22 protein-coding genes are annotated in these 22,227 nt (G+C 64.2%); 8 read left to right on the top strand and 14 right to left on the bottom strand.

All coding sequences use genetic code 11. From position 1 onward, the window contains the following. Positions 1-36: 36 nt before the first annotated feature. From MSTE_RS01955 to MSTE_RS01940, 4 genes are all read right to left on the bottom strand, one after another. Positions 37-1,662 carry an ABC transporter ATP-binding protein gene (locus MSTE_RS01955; RefSeq protein WP_162291534.1) on the bottom strand — a complete coding sequence of 542 codons (1,626 nt, stop codon included), beginning with the start codon at positions 1,660-1,662 and terminating at the stop codon, positions 37-39. 18 nt (positions 1,663-1,680) lie between these two features. Beyond that, the gene (locus tag MSTE_RS01950; protein WP_096498546.1) at positions 1,681-2,595 is read right to left on the bottom strand and encodes an ABC transporter permease; all 915 of its coding nucleotides are present in this window, start codon (positions 2,593-2,595) and stop codon (positions 1,681-1,683) included. Continuing rightward, complete coding sequence (locus MSTE_RS01945; RefSeq protein ID WP_030095892.1) at positions 2,588-3,547, bottom strand: ABC transporter permease; 960 nt, start codon at positions 3,545-3,547, stop codon at positions 2,588-2,590. Before MSTE_RS01945 ends, MSTE_RS01950 begins: the two co-directional genes overlap by 8 nt. 89 nt (positions 3,548-3,636) lie before the next feature. Beyond that, positions 3,637-5,256, bottom strand: coding sequence for a peptide ABC transporter substrate-binding protein (locus MSTE_RS01940; protein WP_096498544.1), 1,620 nt, complete (start codon positions 5,254-5,256; stop codon positions 3,637-3,639). 184 nt (positions 5,257-5,440) lie between these two features. Between MSTE_RS01940 and acs the strand changes: the two genes are divergently transcribed. Beyond that, the gene (acs, locus tag MSTE_RS01935; RefSeq protein WP_096498543.1) at positions 5,441-7,387 is read left to right on the top strand and encodes an acetate--CoA ligase; all 1,947 of its coding nucleotides are present in this window, start codon (positions 5,441-5,443) and stop codon (positions 7,385-7,387) included. Between the two features lie 9 nt (positions 7,388-7,396). Here the strand turns inward: acs and MSTE_RS01930 are convergent, their stop codons facing one another. Continuing rightward, positions 7,397-8,092, bottom strand: coding sequence for a chymotrypsin family serine protease (locus tag MSTE_RS01930; protein WP_096498542.1), 696 nt, complete (start codon positions 8,090-8,092; stop codon positions 7,397-7,399). Positions 8,093-8,329: 237 nt separating this feature from the next. On the opposite strand from MSTE_RS01930, the gene MSTE_RS01925 reads away from it, so the two are divergent. Further along, positions 8,330-8,854, top strand: coding sequence for a phage holin family protein (locus tag MSTE_RS01925; protein WP_046252330.1), 525 nt, complete (start codon positions 8,330-8,332; stop codon positions 8,852-8,854). Positions 8,855-8,886: 32 nt separating this feature from the next. Then, complete coding sequence (locus MSTE_RS01920) at positions 8,887-9,849, top strand: alpha/beta fold hydrolase (protein WP_096498541.1); 963 nt, start codon at positions 8,887-8,889, stop codon at positions 9,847-9,849. On the opposite strand, the gene marP is transcribed toward MSTE_RS01920, so the two are convergent. Genes marP through nth form a run of 4 tightly spaced genes read right to left on the bottom strand, consistent with a single transcriptional unit; the run spans position 9,823 to position 13,254 of the window. Then, entirely contained in the window at positions 9,823-11,085 is a 1,263-nt protein-coding gene (gene marP, locus MSTE_RS01915; protein ID WP_096498540.1) for an acid resistance serine protease MarP, read from the bottom strand. The genes MSTE_RS01920 and marP overlap by 27 nt on opposite strands. Beyond that, the gene (locus tag MSTE_RS01910) at positions 11,082-11,846 is read right to left on the bottom strand and encodes an NUDIX hydrolase (protein ID WP_096498539.1); all 765 of its coding nucleotides are present in this window, start codon (positions 11,844-11,846) and stop codon (positions 11,082-11,084) included. Before MSTE_RS01910 ends, marP begins: the two co-directional genes overlap by 4 nt. 3 nt (positions 11,847-11,849) lie before the next feature. Further along, on the bottom strand, positions 11,850-12,500 hold the full coding sequence (locus tag MSTE_RS01905) for a TlpA family protein disulfide reductase (RefSeq protein WP_096498538.1): 651 nt from the start codon (positions 12,498-12,500) through the stop codon (positions 11,850-11,852). A gap of 1 nt (position 12,501) precedes the next feature. After that, positions 12,502-13,254 (bottom strand): endonuclease III, encoded by a 753-nt coding sequence (gene nth / locus MSTE_RS01900; protein WP_193442070.1) that lies wholly within the window; start codon positions 13,252-13,254, stop codon positions 12,502-12,504. Between the two features lie 211 nt (positions 13,255-13,465). On the opposite strand from nth, the gene MSTE_RS01895 reads away from it, so the two are divergent. Further along, a complete protein-coding gene (locus MSTE_RS01895; protein ID WP_096505319.1) occupies positions 13,466-13,804 on the top strand; it encodes a hypothetical protein in 339 nt (112 codons plus the stop codon). Positions 13,805-13,895: 91 nt separating this feature from the next. Continuing rightward, entirely contained in the window at positions 13,896-14,570 is a 675-nt protein-coding gene (crp, locus tag MSTE_RS01890; RefSeq protein WP_096498536.1) for a cAMP-activated global transcriptional regulator CRP, read from the top strand. 12 nt (positions 14,571-14,582) lie between these two features. Here the strand turns inward: crp and MSTE_RS01885 are convergent, their stop codons facing one another. From MSTE_RS01885 to MSTE_RS01870, 4 genes are read right to left on the bottom strand one after another with little or no spacing between them, the layout of a single operon-like run. Next, positions 14,583-15,428, bottom strand: coding sequence for a DMT family transporter (locus tag MSTE_RS01885; protein WP_096498535.1), 846 nt, complete (start codon positions 15,426-15,428; stop codon positions 14,583-14,585). 6 nt (positions 15,429-15,434) lie between these two features. Next, positions 15,435-16,223, bottom strand: coding sequence for an MBL fold metallo-hydrolase (locus MSTE_RS01880; RefSeq protein ID WP_096498534.1), 789 nt, complete (start codon positions 16,221-16,223; stop codon positions 15,435-15,437). Further along, positions 16,223-16,696 (bottom strand): RidA family protein, encoded by a 474-nt coding sequence (locus tag MSTE_RS01875; RefSeq protein WP_096498533.1) that lies wholly within the window; start codon positions 16,694-16,696, stop codon positions 16,223-16,225. Before MSTE_RS01875 ends, MSTE_RS01880 begins: the two co-directional genes overlap by 1 nt. Further along, the gene (locus MSTE_RS01870) at positions 16,693-16,854 is read right to left on the bottom strand and encodes a DUF4177 domain-containing protein (protein ID WP_096498532.1); all 162 of its coding nucleotides are present in this window, start codon (positions 16,852-16,854) and stop codon (positions 16,693-16,695) included. The genes MSTE_RS01875 and MSTE_RS01870 overlap by 4 nt, the downstream gene beginning before the upstream one ends. A 133-nt stretch (positions 16,855-16,987) precedes the next feature. Between MSTE_RS01870 and MSTE_RS01865 the strand changes: the two genes are divergently transcribed. Both MSTE_RS01865 and MSTE_RS01860 read left to right on the top strand, forming a co-directional pair. After that, entirely contained in the window at positions 16,988-17,944 is a 957-nt protein-coding gene (locus MSTE_RS01865) for an ArsA-related P-loop ATPase (protein WP_408645898.1), read from the top strand. Next, positions 17,941-19,062, top strand: coding sequence for an ArsA family ATPase (locus tag MSTE_RS01860; protein ID WP_030095908.1), 1,122 nt, complete (start codon positions 17,941-17,943; stop codon positions 19,060-19,062). Before MSTE_RS01865 ends, MSTE_RS01860 begins: the two co-directional genes overlap by 4 nt. Positions 19,063-19,147: 85 nt before the next feature. Here the strand turns inward: MSTE_RS01860 and MSTE_RS01855 are convergent, their stop codons facing one another. Then, entirely contained in the window at positions 19,148-19,465 is a 318-nt protein-coding gene (locus MSTE_RS01855) for a WhiB family transcriptional regulator (protein ID WP_030095909.1), read from the bottom strand. Between the two features lie 258 nt (positions 19,466-19,723). Here MSTE_RS01855 and ponA2 point away from each other — a divergent pair, with 258 nt between their 5' ends. Continuing rightward, positions 19,724-22,144: a transglycosylase/D,D-transpeptidase PonA2 gene (gene ponA2, locus MSTE_RS01850; RefSeq protein WP_096498529.1), complete on the top strand. Its 2,421-nt coding sequence runs from the start codon at positions 19,724-19,726 to the stop codon at positions 22,142-22,144. The last annotated feature ends 83 nt before the right edge of the window (positions 22,145-22,227 follow it).

The raw sequence follows: 22,227 nt of genomic DNA, 5'->3' as shown, positions 1-22,227 counted from the left end.
CACTAACGGTACTGAATGACTCGTCGCATAAGAGACTCACCGCAGAGCCTTGCGCTCCTCGCGCCGGATTCGCTGCTGCTCAGGATCGGGTACCGGAACCGCCGCCAGCAGACGCTTGGTGTAGTCATCGGTAGGTGCGGTCAATACCTGTTTGTCAGAACCGAACTCAGCAAGGCGACCGTGGTTGAGTACCGCGATGCGGCTCGCCACCAATTCGACAACCGCCAGGTCGTGGCTGATGAACAGGCAAGCGAACCCGTGCTCACGTTGCAGTTCGGCGAAGAGTTCGAGCACGCGTGCCTGCACCGAGACATCCAGCGCCGAGGTCGGCTCGTCGGCGATCAGCAGCGTCGGCTCCAGCGCCAGCGCCCGCGCGATACCCACTCGCTGTCGCTGTCCTCCGGAGAGCTGGTGGGGGAACCGGTTTCGCATGTTCGCAGGCAGCTGCACCTGCTCCAACAACGTCTTGACCCTATTTTCCCGTTGGGAGCGATCCATATCGGTGTGCAGGGTCAACGGTTCGGCGATCGACTGGCCGATCGGCCATCGCGGATTCAGCGAGGATCCCGGATCCTGGAACACCACCCCCACCTTGCTCCGGATATCCCGCAGCTGCTTGCGATTGGCAGCCGAAATATCCTGTCCGGCAACACAGATAGTGCCCGAAGTCACTTTGAGTAGGCCCACCGCAGCGCGCCCGATGGTCGACTTCCCGGAACCGGACTCGCCGACGAGGCCCACCACCTCGCCTCTGCCGATGGAGAAGGACACATCGTCGATGGCTCGGAAATTGCCGCCCTTTCCCGGATACTCGATGACGGCATGTTCCACGCTCAGGGCCAGATCGGTTACCGGAACTGAAGATTCGTCGGCATCGCCCAATGTCGCACCCAGATGCGGCACCGATGCCAGCAGCTGCTGCGTGTACGGCTGCTGTGCCCGGTGGAAGATGCCGTCAGCATCACCCTCCTCAACAACCTCACCGTCCTTCATCACCATGATGCGATCGGCCATATCGGCGACAACACCCATGTCGTGGGTGATCAGGATGATGCCGGCCTCGATGCGATGCCGCAGATCACGCATGAGATCAAGAATTTCGGCCTGCACGGTCACATCCAGCGCAGTGGTGGGCTCATCGGCAATGAGCAGCCCGGGGTCCAGGGCCAGTGCCTGCGCGATCATTGCGCGCTGACGCTGACCACCGGAAAGCTGGTGGGGGTAATGCTTGACCCGCTTCTCGGGCTCCGGCATGTCCACCAGCTCCAGCAGTTCGATGGCGCGCTCACGTGCCTGCCTGCGCGTCATCTTCTTGTGCGCACACACGGCCTCGGCTATCTGCCAACCGATGGTGTAGACCGGGTTCAGCGCCGTCATCGGCTCCTGGAAGATAACGGCAACATCCTTGCCGCGGACCTCGCGCAGCTCGTCGTTGGTGGCGCCGAGCAGCTCGGCACCGTTGAGCTTGATGCTTCCCGCCACCCGTGCGCTGGATGGCAACAGCGCAGGAATGGCCATCGCCGTGGTCGATTTCCCCGAGCCGGATTCGCCGACAATGGCGAGCACCTCGCCCTTGGCGACGGTCAGCGAGACACCCTTGACCGCCGGCACCCATTGTTTGTCGACCTCGAAATCGACTGCGAGGTCCTTGATCTCAACCACGGAATCTGCGGACACCGCCTACCTCCTCCGCGGATCGAGAGCATCGCGGAGGGCGTCTCCAACCATGATGAAGCCGAGCACGGCGGCCGAGAGGAACAGGGCGGGAACGATGACCAGTCTCGGCGTGGTGGCGAAACGGGACTGCCCATCGTTGATCTGCAGTCCCCACGAAATCTCGGGCAACTCCAGCCCGATGCCCATATAGGTCAGCGTGGCCTCCGCCGCGATGAAGCTGCCCACCGCGATGGTGGCGTATACGAGCACGGGCGCCAGCGCATTGGGAAGTATGTGCCGCAGCAGGATTCGCCATGTCGGTGCTCCCAGCGCGATGGCGGCCTGGACGTAGTCGCTCTGTTTGATGGTCATCACACTGGATCGCACCAGCCGCATCGAGGTCATCCAGCCGAACACGATCAGCGCGCCCGCCACGCTCCACACCGTCCGATGACCGACGACGGACAGCAGGATCATGCCACCTAAAATCGTTGGAATACCGTAGAAAACATCGGTCAACCGAGACAGCATGGAGTCGGCGAAACCTCCGAAGTACCCCGCCAGCGCCCCGACGAGGACACCGATGATCAACACGCCCACCATCGCGATCAGGCCGATCGTCAGCGACACCCGCGCCCCATAGACCACGTTGGCGTAGTAGTCACATCCTTGTAGGTCTGTACCGAGCCAATGCGCCGCGCTGATCCCCTTGCGCGCCTGATAGAGGTCGCAGTCGCGAGGGTCCTTCCCGAAGGTGAACAACTGCGGGGCCAACGCCATCAGGACCAGAATCGTCAGCAGGATCGACCCGGTGATGAAGAATCCACTGCGCCGCAGGTACTTCCAGGCGTTCCCCCAGAGATCCGCCTGCTCCACCAACGATTCTGCGGTGGCATCGGGGCCCGAGACCGGGCCGGGGGCATGTATGGGGTCACTCATAGCGAATCCTCGGATCCAGCAGCGCATACAAGATGTCAACGACGAGATTGAAGAAGATGTAGAAGAAGACGATCAGCGTCAGGATGCTCACCACGACGGCGCCCTCCTGGTTGCGCACCGCATCGAATGTAGCCCTCCCCAGTCCAGGGATGTTGAACACCGACTCGGTGACGACAGCACCCGCCAACAGCGCACCCACGTCGGCACCGATGAACGTGACGACGGGAATCAGGCTGTTACGCAGCGTGTGCCGCAAAAGAATGCGCGATTCGGAGATGCCCTTGGCGCGGGCGGTCCGAACAAAGTCGGCATCCATGGTCTCTAACATCGAGGTTCGGGTGAGCCGAGCCACATAGGCCATGGACAATGAGGCCAGCACCAGCCCCGGCAACAGGAAGCTGTACCAGCCGTCGCGGATTCCGGCGATCGGGAACCAGCCGAGCTTGAAGCCGAACAGATACTGCGCCAGGAAGCCCAGCACGAACACGGGCATCGATACCAGCAGCGTCGTCGTGACCAGAACCAGATTGTCGTAGAACGATCCACGGCGCACCGCACACAGCACTCCGGCGGTGATGCCGATGATCGTCTCGAATACCACGGCCACCACTGTGAGCCTCAACGTCACCGGCAGGCGCTGTGAAACAGTTTGCGCAACAGGGCGTTCCTGAAAATCCGTACCGAAGTCACCGTGCAGGAAGCCCACGATGTACTTGCCGTAGCGCACCAGGAACGGATCATTGAGGTGAAAGCGCTCCCTCAGTTGAGCCATGACCTCGGGGGTGAACGGGCGGTCGCCCGCCAGCGCCCGAATGGGGTCACCCGGCAGCGCGTACACCAGGGAGTAGATGAGCAGGGAGGTGCCGATGAGGACCGGTATGGCCAGCAGCAGCCGCTTCACGACGTACCGGAACAGGCCCGCGTTTTGCCAAAGCCGCCGAACGTCCAGCACATCATCGAGCCACGGAACCGGGAGTGCACGCTCCACTCCCCGACTATCAACCCTTTCGTTGATCAGCGATCGTGGCCACTTGCGTCCCGTCACTGCACGACCTCCACATCGGCGTACTCGATGCAGTCCTGGATACTGATCTTGACGTTGCTCACCCGCTTGGAATGCACCGCCTGATTGACCTCATAGAACAACGGCGCGGCCGGAAGGTCCTTGAACAACAGGTCTTCTGCCTTCTGATACGCCTTGGTGGCCAGTTCCACAGTCGGTTGGTTGTTCCCCTGCCGCAACAGCTCGTCGAATGCCGGATTGCTATAGAACACGTAATTGGAGCCCGCCGGTGGCAGCGCCACCGTGCCGTACAACGACTCCAGGAAGTTGTAGATCGATGGGTAGTCCATCACCCAACCGGAGCGGAACGGTCCCGTCATCCCCTTGCTGTCCTGCAACGGCAGGAACTGCGACCACGGCAGACTCTTGAGGATGTAGGGCACTTTCAGGTTCGACTGCAGCTGGTTTCCGATGGCCTGCACCCACGACAGTGCGCCGGTGCTCGATGAGCTGTACCACAGCTCAATGGGCTTGCTCCGGTCGAAGTGGGCGTCATCGAGCAGTTTGTTGGCCTCATCGACGTGCAGCTCGCACAGCTTTCCGCACGCCCCCTTGCGGTACCCGTAGACCACCGCCGACGCGTACGACGTGGCAGGAGTGCGGGTGCCGGAGAAGATTACCTGGGTGATCGCCTCACGGTCGATGGCCATCGAAATCGCCTGACGCACACGTACATCCTTGTAACGCGGGTCGTACATCGGGAAGCCCAGCGAGGTGATATCCGGGCGGGGCCGCTCCAGGAAGGCCGATCCGAATTCGGCCCTGGCGTTCTCGTAGGCGGAGTCGGGCAGATCGAGTTGAATGTCGAGGGCACCGGCCTGCATATCGGTGTACGCGGTCAGGCCCTCGGTGTACACCCGCCAGATCAAACCCTTGGATTTGGCCTTCTTCGGGCCGGCGTACTGGTCGTAACGGCTCAGCGTGAACCCGATACCGCGCACCCAGTCGCCGTCGGCCTTGAAGGGGCCGTTGCCGATGGGGTGCACACCGAACTTGGCCGGATCCCGATAAAAGGCCTTGGGCAGCGGCAGGAACGCGGTGTATCCCAAGGTCATCGGGTAGATGGCGAACGGGGTGTTGAGCCGGACGGTGAATGTCACGTCATCCACGACGTGCAGTCCGCGCATCTGGGTGGCACGCGGTGGGATCTTGTTCTTCGGATCTCCCTGGAGATCACCGAACCCGTCGACATTGGCAAGGAAACTCGAGGAGCCCTGGGCATTGGTGCTCAAGGCGGTGTAGTTCCAGGCATCCACGTAGGACTGGGCGGTCACCGGCTCGCCGTTATGGAACGTCCATCCCGGCTTGAGCTTGATCGTCCAATTGACGTTGTCGTGGCTGGTGATCGATTCGGCCACGCCGGTGTATTCCACTTCCGCGGTGTCGTTGTTGAACTCGACCAGCGCGGTAAATAGCGAGCGCAAGATCCGACCACCTTGATTCTCGGTGGTGTTTCCCGGGACCAACGTGTGCTCGGGTTCGGTGATGTACATGCTGAAGTACCCCGGGGGTGCCGGAGTCACCAGGTCACCACACCCGGCGGGCAGGAGCGCGGCAATGCCGACGAGCAACGCGACGGCCAGTCGGCGAAACCGCATCCTCACCCTGCCCTTCGGTAGCTGAAATAGGTAGGACGAACCATAGGCGGGTAACACGCCGATGTCTCTCCATCGACACACCGCCACGCCCGGATCTGAACGACGACCTCAATTACTTCTCGGTAACCCAGGCCGCCCACTAGGCTTTCGGGCGGACCTGTCTAGGGCAGAAAGGCCAGATCAGATGACCGAAATCAGCACCGAACCGGATCGCTACCCGCCGTCGCCGGAGTTCGTGGCGACAGCGAACGCGACCGCCGACCTCTATCAGGCGGCCGAGGAAGATCGGCTCGGGTTCTGGGCACAGCAGGCCGGCCGTCTGCACTGGAGCGAGCCATTCGGCGACGTACTCGACTGGTCCGATGCGCCATTCGCGAAGTGGTTCGTCGGCGGGAAGCTCAATGTCGCCTACAACTGCGTCGATCGGCATGTGGAGGCCGGCAATGGTGATCGCGTCGCCATCCACTGGGAGGGCGAGCCCGGCGATACCCGCACCATCACTTACGCCGAGCTGCTTGCTCAGGTCAGCCAGGCGGCCAACTATCTGACCGAGCTCGGCCTGGTTTCCGGCGACCGGGTTGCTATCTACATGCCCATGCTGCCCGAGGCGATCGTGGCGATGCTGGCATGTGCGCGGCTGGGGCTGATGCATTCGGTGGTGTTCGCGGGATTCTCCGCCGCGGCGCTGCGGGCGCGCATCGACGACGCCGAGGCCAAGCTGGTCATCACCTCCGACGGCCAATGGCGCCGCGGCACCGCAGCCCCACTGAAGGCCGCCGTGGACGAAGCGCTGGGCGGCGAGCCGAGTTCCGTCGAACATGTTCTGGTGGTGCGCCGCACCGAGATTCCAGTCGACTGGACGCAGGAACGCGACCTGTGGTGGCACGAGACGGTCGCTCACGCCGACACTACCCACACGCCCGAATCCTTTGATTCCGAGCATCCGCTGTTCCTGCTGTACACCTCGGGAACGACCGGAAAACCCAAGGGCATCGTGCACACCTCCGGTGGCTTCCTGACGCAGACGTCGTACACGCACTTCAACATCTTCGACCTCAAGCCCGACACCGACGTGTATTGGTGCACAGCCGATATCGGCTGGGTCACCGGTCACACCTACATCGTCTACGGCCCACTGTCCAACGGCGCCACCCAGGTGCTCTACGAGGGCACACCCACCTCGCCGAACGAGCACCGGCATTTCGAGATCATCGAAAAGTACGGTGTCACAATCTATTACATCGCTCCCACGCTGGTGCGTACGTTCATGAAGTGGGGACGCGAGATCCCGTTCGCACACGATCTATCCAGCCTGCGACTACTCGGCAGCGTCGGCGAGCCGATCAACCCGGAAGCATGGCGCTGGTACCGCGAGGTCATCGGCGGCAACCGCACCCCCATCGTCGACACCTGGTGGCAGACCGAAACCGGCTCGGCGATGATCTCCCCGCTGCCCGGCGTCACCGACACCAAGCCGGGCTCGGCGATGCGCGCACTACCCGGTATCTCCGCGAAAATCGTTGATGACGACGGGAATCGGTTGGAGCCGGCCAGCGGCGATGAACCGGTCACCGGATACCTGGTGCTCGATCAACCGTGGCCGTCCATGCTGCGCGGTATCTGGGGCGACCCCGAGCGGTTCAAGGAGACCTACTGGTCCCGTTATGCCGAGAAGGGCTGGTACTTCGCCGGAGACGGCGCACGCTATGACAGCGACGGCGCCATCTGGGTGTTGGGTCGCATCGACGACGTCATGAACATCTCCGGCCACCGAATCTCCACCGCCGAGGTGGAATCCGCGCTCGTCGGACATGATGGTGTCGCCGAGGCCGCCGTCGTCGGCGCCTCCGACGAGACGACGGGGCAGGCCATCGTGGCGTTCGTGATTCTCAAGGCTAGCCACACCGTCGAGGGCGACGAGCTCGTCTCACACCTGAAAGCTCAGGTGTCCAAGGAGATCTCGCCCATCGCCAAGCCGCGCGAGATTCACGTGGTGCCCGAGCTGCCCAAGACCCGCAGCGGCAAGATCATGCGGCGGCTGCTGCGTGATGTGGCCGAGGGACGCGAGTTGGGCGACACCTCGACACTGGTCGACCCGAGCGTCTTCGAGGCGATCAGAGCCAGTAAGTAGGACCGCGAGCTAGCCGACCGGGGTGAAACCGACTCCGGCGGTGCGGTTCTTGGCGTTGATATCGGCCAGCACGGTGTTGATCGAGTATGTGGTGGTCGGCGTGTGCAACGGGATGTATTTGATGACGCACACCGGCAGCTTGGTGGCGGCGCCGTGGATCATCCCCACCAGCTGTCCGTTTACGGTGACCGGCGCACCCGAGTCCCCGGGTTGTCCGCAGACCTGGTTGATGAAGGTGCCGGGCTCGGCTCCGGCACCAAAGGTCACGCCGCACGAGTTACCGGTGGTGCGGCCCAGCTTGCACGCGATGTCGCCGGGCTGCGGATCCGGTCCGATTCCGGTGATGGCGAACCCCTTGTAGGTGGATACCGGCTGCACCTTTTCGGGATCGAACTGGATGGTGGCGTAGTCGTATTGCTCGTTACCGTTGACGAACTTTCCGACCACACCCTTCTTGGGAAAGTCCTCGGAGGCCACCTGAGAACCCGCACCACCACAGTGAGCAGAGGTGAAGCCCACCAGATTGCCCTTGTTGTCGTGGCCGATCGTCGTCAGCGTGCAGAGGGTGTCACCGTTGATGATGAGCCCAGATCCGCCGCCCATGGGCACCTTGTCATCGGCTCCGGCGGCAGGAGCCGCACCAGCCGGAATCGTGCCCACGACGAGGCCAAACAGTGCGATCAGGACCGGCGATCCGTACCGCATATGCCGTCCAAGTGACCTCATGTCGTGCAGCCTCTCTCATTCCGGCCGCATCTCTCCCCCGTCGGCCATGCCTGACACCATTCTAAACAAGATTCACACTGGTCACTTCTGTCACAGTGCTATCGATTGGGTAACGACGCCCCGGGGTCAGACGCGCCGCAGCCCTGGCATCACCGACGTGGCAACATAGGCCGCACGACATCACACCGGACCCGCAAGGGACACGGAGGGAGCACAGTGAGCAGCCCTGGAAGCCGCAACTACCGCACGGACAGCAATGGTGTTCCGATCACCGTCGCCGCCATTCCGCTGTCCGATCCGAACGCGACCGGCACCGGAGAACCCACCATCGGCAATCTCGTCCGTGACGCCACCACCCAGGTTTCCGCTCTGGTGCGTGCCGAGGTGGAGCTGGCCCGCGCCGAGGTCGTCCGGGACGTCAAGAAGGGCGTCGCGGGCAGCATCTTCTTCATCGCGGCTCTCGTCGTCCTGTTCTACTCGACGTTCTTCTTCTTCTTCTTCGCCGCGGAGATCCTCAAGATCTGGCTGCCCGCATGGGCTGCGTACCTGATCATCTTCGCCGCCATGGTGTTCGTCGCGATCCTTGCCGTGCTGATCGGTTTCCTCCAGGTCAGACGAATCCGAGGACCACGCGACACCATCGCCTCCGTCAAGGAAACACGGACCGTGTTCACCTCGCGAGACGACGAGACTCCCGCACTGACCAAGTCGGCCAAACCCACAGACCCGTCGGGCTGGTAGCCCACTGAAGTCGGCTCGACACCGACGCATCCATGCTGTTCGACCAGACGGCACGCCACCCCGACCCATCCGTGGTCCGCATCGTCGGCCCGTGGCGCCATTTTGACGTACACGCCAACGGCATTCGCTTCCATGTCGTGGAAGCCGAGACTCCCCACACACCAACCGTGGCCGTCACCAGCAGGCCCCTTGTGTTGCTGCTGCATGGGTTCGGGTCCTTCTGGTGGTCGTGGCGGCATCAGCTTCGCGAGCTGACGGATGCCCGCGTGGTGGCCGTCGATCTCCGCGGCTACGGGGGCAGCGACAAACCGCCACGCGGATACGACGGATGGACGCTGGCCGGAGACACCGCCGGCTTGATCCGCGCCCTGGGACACACGTCGGCCACGCTGGTCGGGCATGCCGAGGGCGGACTGGTCTGCTGGGCCACCGCGAACCTGCATCCGCGCCTCGTCGATGCCATCGCGGTGGTGAGTTCGCCGCACCCGATCGCCCTGCGCACCGCCACATTCCGCAGAACCGGGCAGGGCGGCGCGCTACTGCCCTCGCTGATGCGTTACCAGCTGCCCATCCTCCCCGAGCGCACCCTGACACGTCATCGCGGCGCCGAGCTGGAACGTCTGGTGCGCTCGCGGGCGGGCGAACAGTGGACCACCACCGACGATTTCGCCGAGACCATCCAGCAACTGCGCACCGCGATCGCCATCCCCGGCGTGGCCCATTGCGCGCTGGAGTATCAACGATGGGCGGTGCGCAGCCAGTTACGCAGCGAGGGTTGGCGTTTCATGCGATCAATGAACCGTGAACTATCCGTCCCGGTACTCCACATGCGCGGCGACAGCGATCCGTACGTGCTCGCCGACCCGGTGCATCGATCACTGTCCTTCGCACCCCACGGCCAGTTCGTCGCGCTGCGCGGGGTGGGCCATTACGGCCACGAGGAAGACCCCGGCACCGTCAACGAGCACCTACGGAGCTTTATTGGGCGCCGGTGATTGCGGACCGCTGACGGGCTGGGGCGATTTGTTGGCCTCCGGCGCGGAGATGCAACTGCCGGTGCCGACAGGCTCGGAGAGCTCGGCCTTGGCGAGCTGATCCTTGACCTGCTTGGCGGTCAGCGCGAAGCCGGTGTCGTCATCGTCGATCGCCGCCCCGAAGACCACACCGAGCACGCGCCCCTCCGTATCGATCAACGGACCGCCCGAATTGCCCTGTAGCACCGAGCCTCTGACGGTGTATACCTCGCGCGTCACCGTGGTGGACCGGTAGATGTCCGGGCCGTTCAATTCGATGATCTCCCGAACCCGCGCCGGTGTCGCCTTGTAGTTCCCGCCGCCCGGGTAGCCCAGCACGATGGCGTCGTCCCCGGTCTTGGCGGGTTTGGGTGCGAACACCAGCGGAGTGGCCGGCATATCCGGAACCGCAAGAATCGAGATATCGGCATTGGGGTCGTAGGCCACCACCGTGGCATCGAAGGTCTGCCCGGCCGACTCGACGGTGACGCTGTTCGTACCGGCCACCACGTGCGCATTCGACATCACTCGATGCGGTGCGATGACGAATCCGGTTCCCTCAAGCGACTTCTGGCAGCTGCGGGCAATGCCCTTGATCTTGACGACGCTCGGCTCGGCTCCCCGCACCACAGGACCGTCAACCAATGTCGAATCCGGCGCGTCGACGGCCGCGATCGGGGTCTTACCGAACGGCTGCAACACACCGGTCACACCCGAGGTGTCCAGCAGCTTCGACAGGTCGTTGGGCACCTTGCGGAGTTGGTCCGGCGCGTACTTGTCGACCTGGCTGAGAACCCTCGACTCACGTGCTGCCGCAGAGATGTTCGGCTGATTGGAACTCTGCATCGGAATGGACAGCAGCCACGCGGCCACCAGCACGGCGGCCACCTGCAGTACCACTCCCACCACCGAATCACCGGCGCGCAGCGCACGATTCTTGATGGCGCCACGCATGGCCCGGCCCAGCACCACGCCCGCAACCTCGCCGATGACCACCAACACGAGGATGAGCAGCAGCGAGGCGAACAACCGGGTGCGCGCCCCATCCAGGTTGCCCACCACATGAGGGGCCAGCATGACGCCGGCCACCGCGCCCAGGATCACCCCGACGAAGGACATCAAGGAACCCAGTGCGCCGGAACGCCACCCAGACACCGCGGCAATGAACGCGACGGCGATGACGCCGATATCGAGCCACTGTGATGGATTCAGATTCATACCGACCCTCCCAGGTGCTCGGCCAGCAGCTCATCAAGATCACGAAGGTTACGAGTGTCCCATGGCTGCGCCCAGCCGGACACCTCCAACATCGCGGAGATGATCTGGCCGGTGAAGCCCCACACCAACATCCCCGGCAACAAGAAGGCCGGGCCGCTGTAACGAATACCAAATGTCTTCTTAGTCACCATGATCCGATTCGCCGGGTCCACCAGGTCACCGATCTTCACCCGTGACACCTCGGCGGTCTCGCCCGGATCGACGGCAAGAACCTGTCCCGGGTCGGGCGAGTAGGCAAGCACCGGAGAGACGTGGAAACCGGACGGTGGAATGAACAGCGGCTCCATGACCGTCAGCGGCTGCACGCGAACGGGGTCCAGCCCCGTCTCCTCCTGTGCCTCACGCAATGCGGTCCCCACCGGCCCTCCGTCACCGGGATCGGTGGCACCGCCGGGAAAGGACACCTGGCCGCTGTGCTGACGCAAGGTCGAGGCGCGCACCGTCAACAACAGATCCGCCTCGGTGGGGTCGGTCACCGCTTGGTCGGCGGACACCAGCACCAGCACCGCGGCAGGGCGCCCGGAAGAGGGCCGATTGCGTGCCCGCAGCACCGCCTTGATCGCGGGGTGCACGCCTCGGCCGTAGATGTCCTTGACACCCGCGGCGTTATCCACCAGCGGTCGCATCCAGTCTGGAGCGGCACCGGGCGTCAGCGGCGCGGTCGCCAACCCTCTTCGCGTAAGCGGCTCATCGGCAGTCACGACCTAGAACCTCACTCCCAACGCTTGTTCCACCTCGGCACCGATCTCATCCGCCGAAGTGAACGAACGCGGTAGCACTCGGGCAACGCTACCGTCCGCTCGAATCAAAATGGTCGTGGGCATGACATTCGGTGACTTCAGCGCGGCGGCGATGCGCCGGGCCCCGTCCTGGATCATCGGCAGCCTGACGTGAAGCTCGGCGAGCTTGGCCAGCCCGGCCGCCTCGTTCTCGTCTTGGTGCACAGTGACAACAGTGAGTTTGTCGCCCGCGCGGCGCTGCAGCTCGGCCATCGCCGGCAGCTCGTCGGCACAGGGACCGCACCAATAGGCCCACAGGTTCAGCACCACCTGGCGCCCGGCGAGGACGGGACCGACCGGCACCCTGACCCCACTGCATTCCAGCGTTATCCCGGCTAGTTCGCGCATGCTCGGGGCGCTGCCGGCGTTGGGACACGGCGGCAGTTGCGCCTGGCGGAACAGTTCCGCGAGGGCGTCGGGGGTGTCGGCGTCTCGGCGTTCGCGAGCGACGACAGGATCCTGCCCCCGCGGCGTGCGCCGCTGATCGTGTTGTTGCGACAACATGACGGTGATCAGCGCGGCGACCAGCACCATCCCCACGATCGTCCACCGTGCCCCGGTGTTGAGCCGAGGCACGTCACAACCCGGCCAGGGCCAGCAGGTGCTCGGTTTCCGGCCCCTTCACCAGCGGCGCGGCCAGCTCGGGATCTGTTGGGCCCAGCCCATATGACGGGCAGTCCTTGGCCAGTACACAGACACCGCACGCGGGCTTGCGGGCATGACATACCCGCCGACCGTGGAAGATCACCCGATGACTGAGCAGGGTCCATTCCTTGCGCTCGATCAGCTCTCCGACGATGTGCTCGACCTTGACCGGGTCTTCTTCTTCGGTCCACCGCCAACGTCGCACCAGCCGTCCGAAATGTGTGTCGACGGTGATGCCCGGGATGTCAAAGGCATTGCCCAGGACGACATTCGCCGTCTTGCGACCAATGCCGGGGAGGGTGACCAGGTCCTTCAGCCGCGGTGGCACCTCACCGCCGTATCGCTCCACCAGCTGGGTACCCAGCCCGATGATCGAGTTCGCCTTGTTCCGGTAGAAGCCGGTGGTGCGGACCATCTCCTCGAGTTCGGTCCGGTTGGCCCCTGCGTAGTCCTCCGCGGTGCGGTACTTGGCGAACAACGCGGGCGTCACCATGTTGACTCGGACGTCGGTGCATTGCGCCGACAAGATGGTGGCGACCGCCAATTCCAGCGGGTTGGTGAAGTCGAGCTCGCAGTAGACGTGTGGAAATGCTTGCGCCAGAGTGCGATTCATTCGTCGCGCCCGACGGACCAGCCCCGTGTGCGTCTCGGGCTTCCAGGTTCGGGCCGGGGCCGGCGTCTTCACCGTCGATTTCGCTCTGGGCTTAGAGGCCGATCCGGTCACTGACACAAGCCCAGGGTAGCGGGAGCCGATGACACGGGAGGGGCGAGCGTGCCCACCGATTGCACCCCTGCGCAGGACAAACCGGTTGTTTTTCGTGACCTCGTCGAGATCTTGGGCGTGTTTACTTCAACCCGTGTCGGGCCTATTCGGTTTGTTGGTACCCGGACTTCTCATGCTTGCCAGCCTTGGGCTCGGGAAGCTGGAAGCCGGGTTGATGCGGCATACCTTGCAACCGAGCGAGGTCGCCGATTTCCTGGACCAAGCCAGTCCTTCGGATATGAATCGCCTCGCGCGCGACGGCATGCCGTCAGCAATCGAGGACTTGCACCGGCGTCAATTGCAACGCATCGAACCGTCCTTGGAGGCGGTGTATGAGGCCACCACAAACGGCTACAACCAGCCACGAATCAACGGTTCATCGATGAATCGCCTGCGTGAAGAGGGTGTGTCCTCGATGCGCTCTCGGCATTCGGTGGTGGATTCACTGCGTGCCGGTGGCGCAGCGGTGTAGCTTGGATCACGTTCTTTAGCGACTTGGCCTCTAGACTCATGTCGAGTAGGCCAGCGCAAGCATGACTAACGAATTTGGGTAAGGGGCAAACGTGGACGAGATCCTGGCCAGGGCCGGAATCTTCCAGGGTGTCGAACCGAGTGCCATCTCGGCGCTGACCAAGCAGCTGCAGCCGGTTGACTTTCCGCGCGGACACACGGTGTTCGCCGAGGGCGAGCCTGGCGACCGTCTGTACATCATCACCACCGGCAAGGTGAAGATCGGACGCCGGTCACCCGACGGCCGTGAGAACCTGCTGACGATCATGGGTCCGTCGGACATGTTCGGTGAGCTGTCGATCTTCGACCCGGGACCCCGGACGTCGAGCGCCACCACCATCACCGAGGTGCGCGCCGTGTCGATGGACCGGGACGCGTTGCGCGCCTGGATCGCCGACCGTCCGGAGATCGCCGAGCAGCTACTGCGCGTGTTGGCTCGCCGCCTGCGTCGCACCAACAACAATCTGGCCGATTTGATCTTCACGGATGTGCCCGGTCGCGTGGCCAAGCAGCTGCTGCAGCTGGCCCAGCGGTTCGGCACTCAGGAGGGCGGCGCGCTGCGCGTGACGCACGACCTGACACAGGAAGAGATCGCTCAGCTGGTGGGTGCGTCCCGCGAGACCGTGAACAAGGCGCTGGCCGACTTCGCGCACCGCGGATGGATCCGACTGGAGGGCAAGAGCGTCTTGATCTCCGACTCGGAGCGACTGGCTCGCCGCGCGCGCTAGCTTCTGCGCGCGTCAGCGTGATGCGCTCAAAGCGACCACCGCGACGCACACCAGAGTCAGCACCGCACCGCCTTGTTGAATCCGGCTGAGCCGCTCATGAAGCACCACACGGGCGATCAGTACCGTCACCACCGGGTACAGCGAGGACAGCACCGCCGCGATGCCGAGGCTTCCGTGCGCTGAGGCGTACGTGAACAACAGAATCGCCGAGGTGTCGAGCACCCCGGCGAAGGGCACCACCCCGAACGGCGGGCGCAGATTGGCCCGCAGGTTCTTCCAGCTGAATGCCCCGAGCACCGCGATCAGCATCACCTCGGTCGCGCGAGAGACCACCACCGCCTCAACCGGGTGGTACCTGCCGGCCTCGGCCAGCAGGATCATGCAGACACCGAACATCACCATGCAGAAGAACGACCAGATGAGCACCTGTCTACCCGGGCGTTGTCCGTCCAGCCCCTGTGAGGCCGAGGCCGCCATGACGCCGACAAGGGTGCCGGCCAGCCCCAGATAGATCAGCCCCGACAGTGATTGCCCGATCACGGCGCCCCAGAGGACCGGCACCACCGCACCCACCGCTGCGATCGGCGAGACGACGCCCATCGGTCCGATGGCAAGCGCGCGATACAACGCGTAAAGCGCCGTGAAAGCCGCAGGGCCGGAAAGCATTCCCAGTAGCGTGCGGCCGTCGAAATGCGATGAGGACGTGGCCAGCGCAACCAGGCTCACCACTGCGAGCCCGACGGGCCGGCTCAGCGCCAGTACGGCGAGGGTCGAACGTCGCTTACTCGCGTGCCCGCCGATGAAGTCACTGATGCCCCAGCTGAGCGAGCCCGCGAGGGCCAATGGGATGGGGTTCACCGCTGGCTAGACAGCGCGCAGGTAGTCCAGCTGCGCCTGCACCGACCATTCCGCAGCGCCCCACAGCGACGGGTCCACATCCGTGTAGACGAATTCGACGACCTGGCGCGCCGAGGCATCCTCGCCCAATGCGGCCAGTGCCCCGCGCACCTGGTCAAGGCGCTGCTCGCGGTGTGCCAGATACTCGGCCGATATCGCCGACAAGTCACCCAACTCGGGACCATGTCCGGGCAGCACGGTGCGCTTGCCCAGGCCCTCAAGACGTTTCAGCGACTCCAGGTAGTCACCGAGGCCTCCGCCGTCCTGCGCGATGACGGTCGTACCCCGCCCGAGGATGGTGTCCGCGGTCAGTACTGCGTCGTCCAGAACGAAGGCCACCGAGTCGTCGCTATGCCCGGGTGTTGCGAGCACCGAGATGGACAAGCCCGCGACGTCGATGTGTTCGCCGTCGGTCAGGGCCACCGAGTCGCCCCGCAGCCATGCCGGGTCCGCCGCACGCACCGGCGCACCGGTCAGTTCGACCATCCTGTCGACGCCGCCGGTGTGATCGAAGTGCCGATGGCTCACCAGAATCAGTGCCACCTTGCCGATCTTCGCCAGCTCCTCGACGTGCACATCGGGGTCACCGGTGGCGACACCCGGGCCGGGGTCGACGATGACGATCTCATCGCTGCCAGGGGCGCGGAGCACCCAGGTGTTGGTGCCTTCCAGCGTCATCATCCCCGGATTGTTGGCCAGCAGCACCGAAGCGGTTTCGGTGACCGGACGCAGCTGCCCGTAGGCGGGGTGGGTCATCAGGCGGATGCTTCCGCTGTGACCTCCACGATGATCTCCACCTCCACCGGGGCGTTGATCGGCAGCTCCGCAACGCCCACGGCCGAGCGCGCGTGCACACCGGCGTCCCCGAACACCTCACCCAGCAGTTCCGATGCCCCGTTCACCACGCCGGGCTGACCGGTGAAACCCGATGCCGATGCGACGAAGCCGACGACCTTGACCACCTTCACGACGTTGTCGATCCCCACGAGTGCGTCCACTGCGGCGACCGCGTTGAGGGCAGAGATGCGGGCCAAGGCCTTGGCGTCCTCCGGGGATACCTCGGCGCCGACCTTTCCGGCGGTGACCAGGGTGCCGTCCACGATGGGCAGCTGCCCGGAGGTGTAGACATGGTTGCCGCTGCGCACCGCGGGCTGGTACGCCGCCAGGGGTGCGGCGACAGCGGGCAGTTCGATTCCCAACTCGGCCAGCCGGGCGCTATGCGTGCTCACTTCGACCTCTTCAGGTAGGCCACATGCTGTTCACCAGTGGGCCCCGGCAGCACGCTCACCAGTTCCCAACCATCGCTTCCCCACTGGTCCAGGATCTGTTTGGTGGCGTGTGTCAACAGCGGGACGGTGGCGTACTCCCATACGATGTGTTCGGTCATACACGCACCCTAGGGCGTTCGTCGTTGGCAGTCGATCGTGGACAGTTAGCATGCGTGCGTGGTGAACACTTCCCCTGACGACGACGCAGGGACCCCAGCCAACGCCTGGCCCGCGCGAGTCGCGAATGCGCGACTGCACTTTGTGACCGGCAAGGGTGGGACTGGAAAGTCCACCATCGCCGCGGCCCTGGCCCTGGCGCTCGCCGCAGGTGGCCGCAAGGTGCTGCTGGTCGAGGTCGAAAACCGGCAGGGCATCGCCCAGCTTTTCGACGTACCCCCGCTGGCGCCCAAGGAACTCAAGATCGCCACCGCCGAGGGCGGAGGGGCGGTGAACGCGCTTGCCGTCGAGATCGAGACGGCGTTCATGGAGTACCTCGAGATGTTCTACAACCTCGGTCTGGCCGGGCGTGCGATGAAGCGCATCGGCGCCATCGAGTTCGCGACCACGATTGCGCCGGGTCTGCGCGATGTCATCCTCACCGGAAAGATCAAGGAGTGCATCGTCCGCGTCGACAAGTCCGGACGGCATGTCTACGACGCCGTCGTGGTCGATGCCCCGCCCACCGGCCGGATCGCCCGCTTCCTCGATGTGACGTCGGCGCTGTCCGATATCGCCAAGGGCGGACCCATTCACTCGCAGTCCGAGGGGGTGCGCAAGCTGTTGCACTCCGACCAGACGGCCATTCACCTGGTGACCCTGCTTGAGGCGCTGCCCATGCAGGAGACTGCCGAGGCCATCGCCGAACTGAGCGCGATGGGACTGCCGATCGGCAGCGTCATCGTCAACCGAACCGTGGTGCCACATCTGTCTCCCGCGGATCTGGACAAGGCCGCCGAGGGCGTCATTGACGCCGATGCGGTCCGTAAGGCGTTGACCGACAACAACGTAACCATCTCCGACGCCGACTTCGCCGGTCTGCTCACCGAGACGATCGAGCACGCGACGCGGATGCGGGCGCGCGCCGAGAGCGAGGAACTGCTCGGTGAGCTGCAGATACCTCGACTGGAATTGCCCTCCCTGGCCGACGGTGTCGACCTGGGCAGCCTCTACGAACTGGCCGAGAGCCTGGCCGAGCAGGGAGTCCGATGAGCAACACACCTGCCGTCTTGGACATGGCGGCCATCCTCGAAGACCGCAAGAACCGCGTCGTGGTCTGCTGTGGGGCCGGTGGTGTCGGCAAGACCACCACGGCCGCCTCGGTCGCGCTGCGGGCCGCGGAGTACGGCCGCACCGTCGTGGTGCTGACCATCGACCCGGCCCGCCGACTGGCCCAGTCGCTGGGCATCGAGGCGCTGGGCAACACCCCACAACAGGTGCATATCGAGGGCATCAAGGGCGAGCTGTACGCGATGATGCTGGACATGCGTCGCACCTTCGACGAGCTGGTGGTCCAGCACGCGGGATCCGATCGCGCACAATCGATTCTGGACAACAAGTTCTATCAGACGGTCGCCACCTCCATGTCGGGCACACAGGAGTACATGGCCATGGAAAAGCTGGGACAGCTTCTCCATGAAGACAAATGGGATCTGATCGTGGTGGATACGCCGCCGTCGCGTAACGCACTGGACTTCCTGGACGCGCCAAAACGGTTGGGCAGCTTCATGGATGGACGCCTCTGGAAGATGCTGCTGGGCTCCAGTCGCGGCTTGGGCCGGATCGTCACCGGAGCCGTCGGGCTGGCGATGAAAGCGCTGTCGACGGTCCTCGGATCGCAATTGCTTTCCGACGCTTCAATGTTCGTACAATCTCTGGACTCCACGTTCGGGGGATTCCGCGAGAAGGCCGACCGCACCTATGAGCTGCTGCGCCGACGCAGCACGCAGTTCGTCGTGGTGTCGGCCGCCGAACCCGATGCGTTGCGTGAGGCCACCTTCTTCGTCGAGCGGCTGACCCAGGAGGGCATGCCGCTGGCCGGCCTCATCCTCAACCGCACTCATCCCACGCTGTCGACCCTGACCGTCGAGCGCGCCGTCGATGTCGCGGACAACCTCGAAGAGTCTGGCGAATACAGCCTGCCGGCGGCGGTGCTGCGGGTTCATGCCGAGCGCGCGGCCACGGCAAAGCGGGAAATCCGGCTGCTGTCGCGGTTTACGAGCGCCAATCCCACGGTTCCGATCGTCGGGGTGCCGTCACTCCCGTTCGATGTCTCTGACGTGGATGCGCTGCGCGCGATCGCCGATCAGATCACCGGCGTCGCCTCTTAACCCTAGATACACGTCGAGTGTCGACTTCTCGGGTGGAAGTTCAGGAGAACAATCCGAGAAGTCGACACTCGACGAAAAGACTTAGTTAGACCGCGCTCTTGTGCTTGCGCTGCGCGGCGAAGAAGTCGGCCCAGGAATCCACCTCGGGGTGAGCCTTGAGCATCGCGCGACGCTGCCGCTCGGTCAGTCCGCCCCACACGCCGAACTCCACGCGGTTGTCCAGCGCGTCGGCACCGCATTCCATCATGACCGGGCAGTGCCGGCAGATCACAGCGGCCTTGCGCTGCGCCGCGCCGCGAACGAACAACTCGTCAGGGTCGCCTTGTCTGCATCTGGCCTGTGAAACCCAGGCAATGCGCGCTTCTCCACCATCGATCGATACCGCCGTATGCAACGCACTCATGGCTGGCCGTGAAGCTGACACTGGCAATCCCTTCTGTCACTAGCGGCCCATAAGAGGCGTGGGCCACACTCCGCTTGGTGTGTAACTTGAATCACACCGTGAGATCAAGTTAGTGGTCAGAGATCTTCAACGCAACACCTGATCCGAATTTTTTGGGACGGTTGTGCCGACAACGTCTTTTTCATCGCCTCGCCGGGGGCCGGCGTTACCGATCAACTACCGGCAGACACCTCTGGGGAGGCCACGTACCCTGTGCCTATGCCAGAACGCCCGCCCGAGTCGGTGACCCTCGCGAAGCTCGCGGGCTGTGGGCTTATCGCGGCGGTCATCCTGGCCGGATTGATGTTCCCCTTCGCGGGCGGCTTCGGGTTGGCGTCCAATCGCGCATCCGATGTGGTGGCCAATGGCTCCACCCAGCTGCTCGAGGGCGAGGTGCCTGCGGTCACCACCGTGGAAGACGCCAAGGGCAACAAGATCGCCTACCTCTATACGCAGCGGCGATTCGAGGTGCCCGCCGATCAGATCGCCGACACCATCAAGCTGGCCCTGTTGTCCATCGAAGACAAGAGGTTCACCTCGCATAACGGTGTCGACTGGAAGGGCACGCTCGGCGGCCTGGCCGGTTACGCCTCCGGCGACGAGGACACCCGCGGTGGTTCCACCATCGAGCAGCAGTACGTGAAGAACTACCAGCTGCTGGTGGTGGCCAAGACCGACGCCGAACGCAAGGCCGCCATCGAGACCACCCCCGCGCGCAAGCTGCGCGAAATCCGGATGGCACTGCGGCTGGACCGCACCTTTACCAAGCAGGAGATCCTGACCCGGTACCTGAACCTGGTGTCCTTCGGGAACAACTCGTTCGGTGTGCAGGATGCCGCACAGACCTACTTCGGAGTCGACGCCAAGGACCTGAACTGGCAGCAGGCGGCACTGTTGGCGGGCATGGTGCAGTCCACCTCCGGACTCAATCCCTATGTCAATCCCGAACGTGCGCTGGCCCGCCGCAATCTGGTGCTCGACACCATGATCGCCAACGCCCCGGAAAAGAAGGCCGAACTGGTGGCCGCCCGGGCGCAGCCCCTCGGTGTGCTGCCCCAGCCCAATGAGTTGCCGCGCGGGTGCATCGCCGCCGGAGACCGCGCGTTCTTCTGTGATTACGTGCTCGACTACCTGGCCAAGTCGGGTATCAGCAAGGACCAGGTGATGAAGGGCGGATACCTCATCCGCACCACCCTGGATCCCGAGGTGCAGAACTCGGTGAAACAGGCGGTATCCCACGTCGCCGATCCGGGTCTCAACGGTGTCGCCGACGTCATGAGCGTCATCAAGCCGGGACAGACCAGCCACCCGATCATGGCCATGGCATCCAGTCGCACCTATGGCCTGGATGGCGCGGCCAACGAGACGATGCAGCCCCAGCCCTTCTCCCTCGTCGGCGACGGCGCCGGATCGATCTTCAAGATCTTCACGGTGGCCGCGGCCATGGATATGGGCATGGGCATCAACACCGTGCTCGACGTGCCGCCCACCTTCTCCGCCAAGGGACTCGGCAGTAGCGACGGCACCAAGGGCTGCCCCAAGGACACCTGGTGCGTCAAGAACGTCGGTAACTACCGCTCTCCGATGAGCGTCACAGACGCCCTGGCCACCTCGCCGAACACCGCGTTCGCCAGGTTGATTCAGTCGATCGGCGTGTCCAAAGCCGTCGACATGGCCGTCAAGTTGGGGATGCGTTCGTACGCACAGGCGGGCACCGCCAAGCCCTATGACCCCGAGGGCGACGAGAGCCTGGCCGACTACATCAAGAAGTACAACCTGGGCTCGTTCACATTGGGCCCCATCCAGGTGAACGCCCTCGAACTATCCAATGTGGCAGCCACTTTGGCCTCTGGCGGCAAGTGGTGCCCGCCCAATCCCATCGACAAGGTCTTCGACCGCCACGGCAAAGAGGTTCCGACCACCACCGAGGCCTGCGAGCAGGCGGTACCCACCGGACTCGCCAACACCCTCGCAAACGCGCTGAGTAAGGACGATCAGCCCGGGGGCACCGCCGCGGGTTCGGCGGGCTCGGTCGGCTGGAGTCTGCCGTTATCCAGTAAGACGGGAACCACTGAGGCGCACCGGTCTTCGGCCTTCCTGGGATTTACCAACAACTTGGCCGCGGCGAGCTACATCTTCGACGACTCGACGTCCCCCGGCGATCTGTGTTCTTTCCCGCTACGCAAGTGTGGCGACGGAAATCTGTACGGCGGCAATGAGCCCGCACGGGCCTGGTTCGAGGCTATGAAACCGATTGCCGAGAACTACGGCCCTACCGCCCTGCCGCCCACCGAACCGCGGTACGTGGACGGAGGTCCGGGCTCCAAGGTGCCCAGCATCAACGGGCTGCGCGAATCCGAGGCACGTGATGTTCTCAAGAAGGCCGGATTCAAGGTGGCCGACCAGGCCAGCGTGGTGAACAGCACCGCGCCGTTCAACGAGGTCGTCGGCACCAGCCCATCCGGAACCACCATCCCCGGCTCGGTCGTCACCATCTTGCTGAGTAACGGCATCCCGCCGGCGCCGCCGCCTATCGTCATTCCGGGCCTGGGCGGCCCACCGGGCGAGATGACGACGACGGTCGTCAACATCCCCGGCCTGCCGCCGATCACCGTGCCGGTGCTGGCGCCGCCCCCGTGAGCTAGCTGCCCGTCTACACCCACGCCGTTCACGACGAGAAATTCGCCACGTTTTGCGCTGGTGATCAAGGGTCACTCAGCTTT

This window comes from [Mycobacterium] stephanolepidis (genome assembly GCF_002356335.1).
Classification (GTDB): Bacteria; Actinomycetota; Actinomycetes; order Mycobacteriales; family Mycobacteriaceae; genus Mycobacterium; species Mycobacterium stephanolepidis.
Note: the sequence above shows the minus strand (reverse complement) of the source record. Positions and strands in the feature narration are given on the sequence as shown.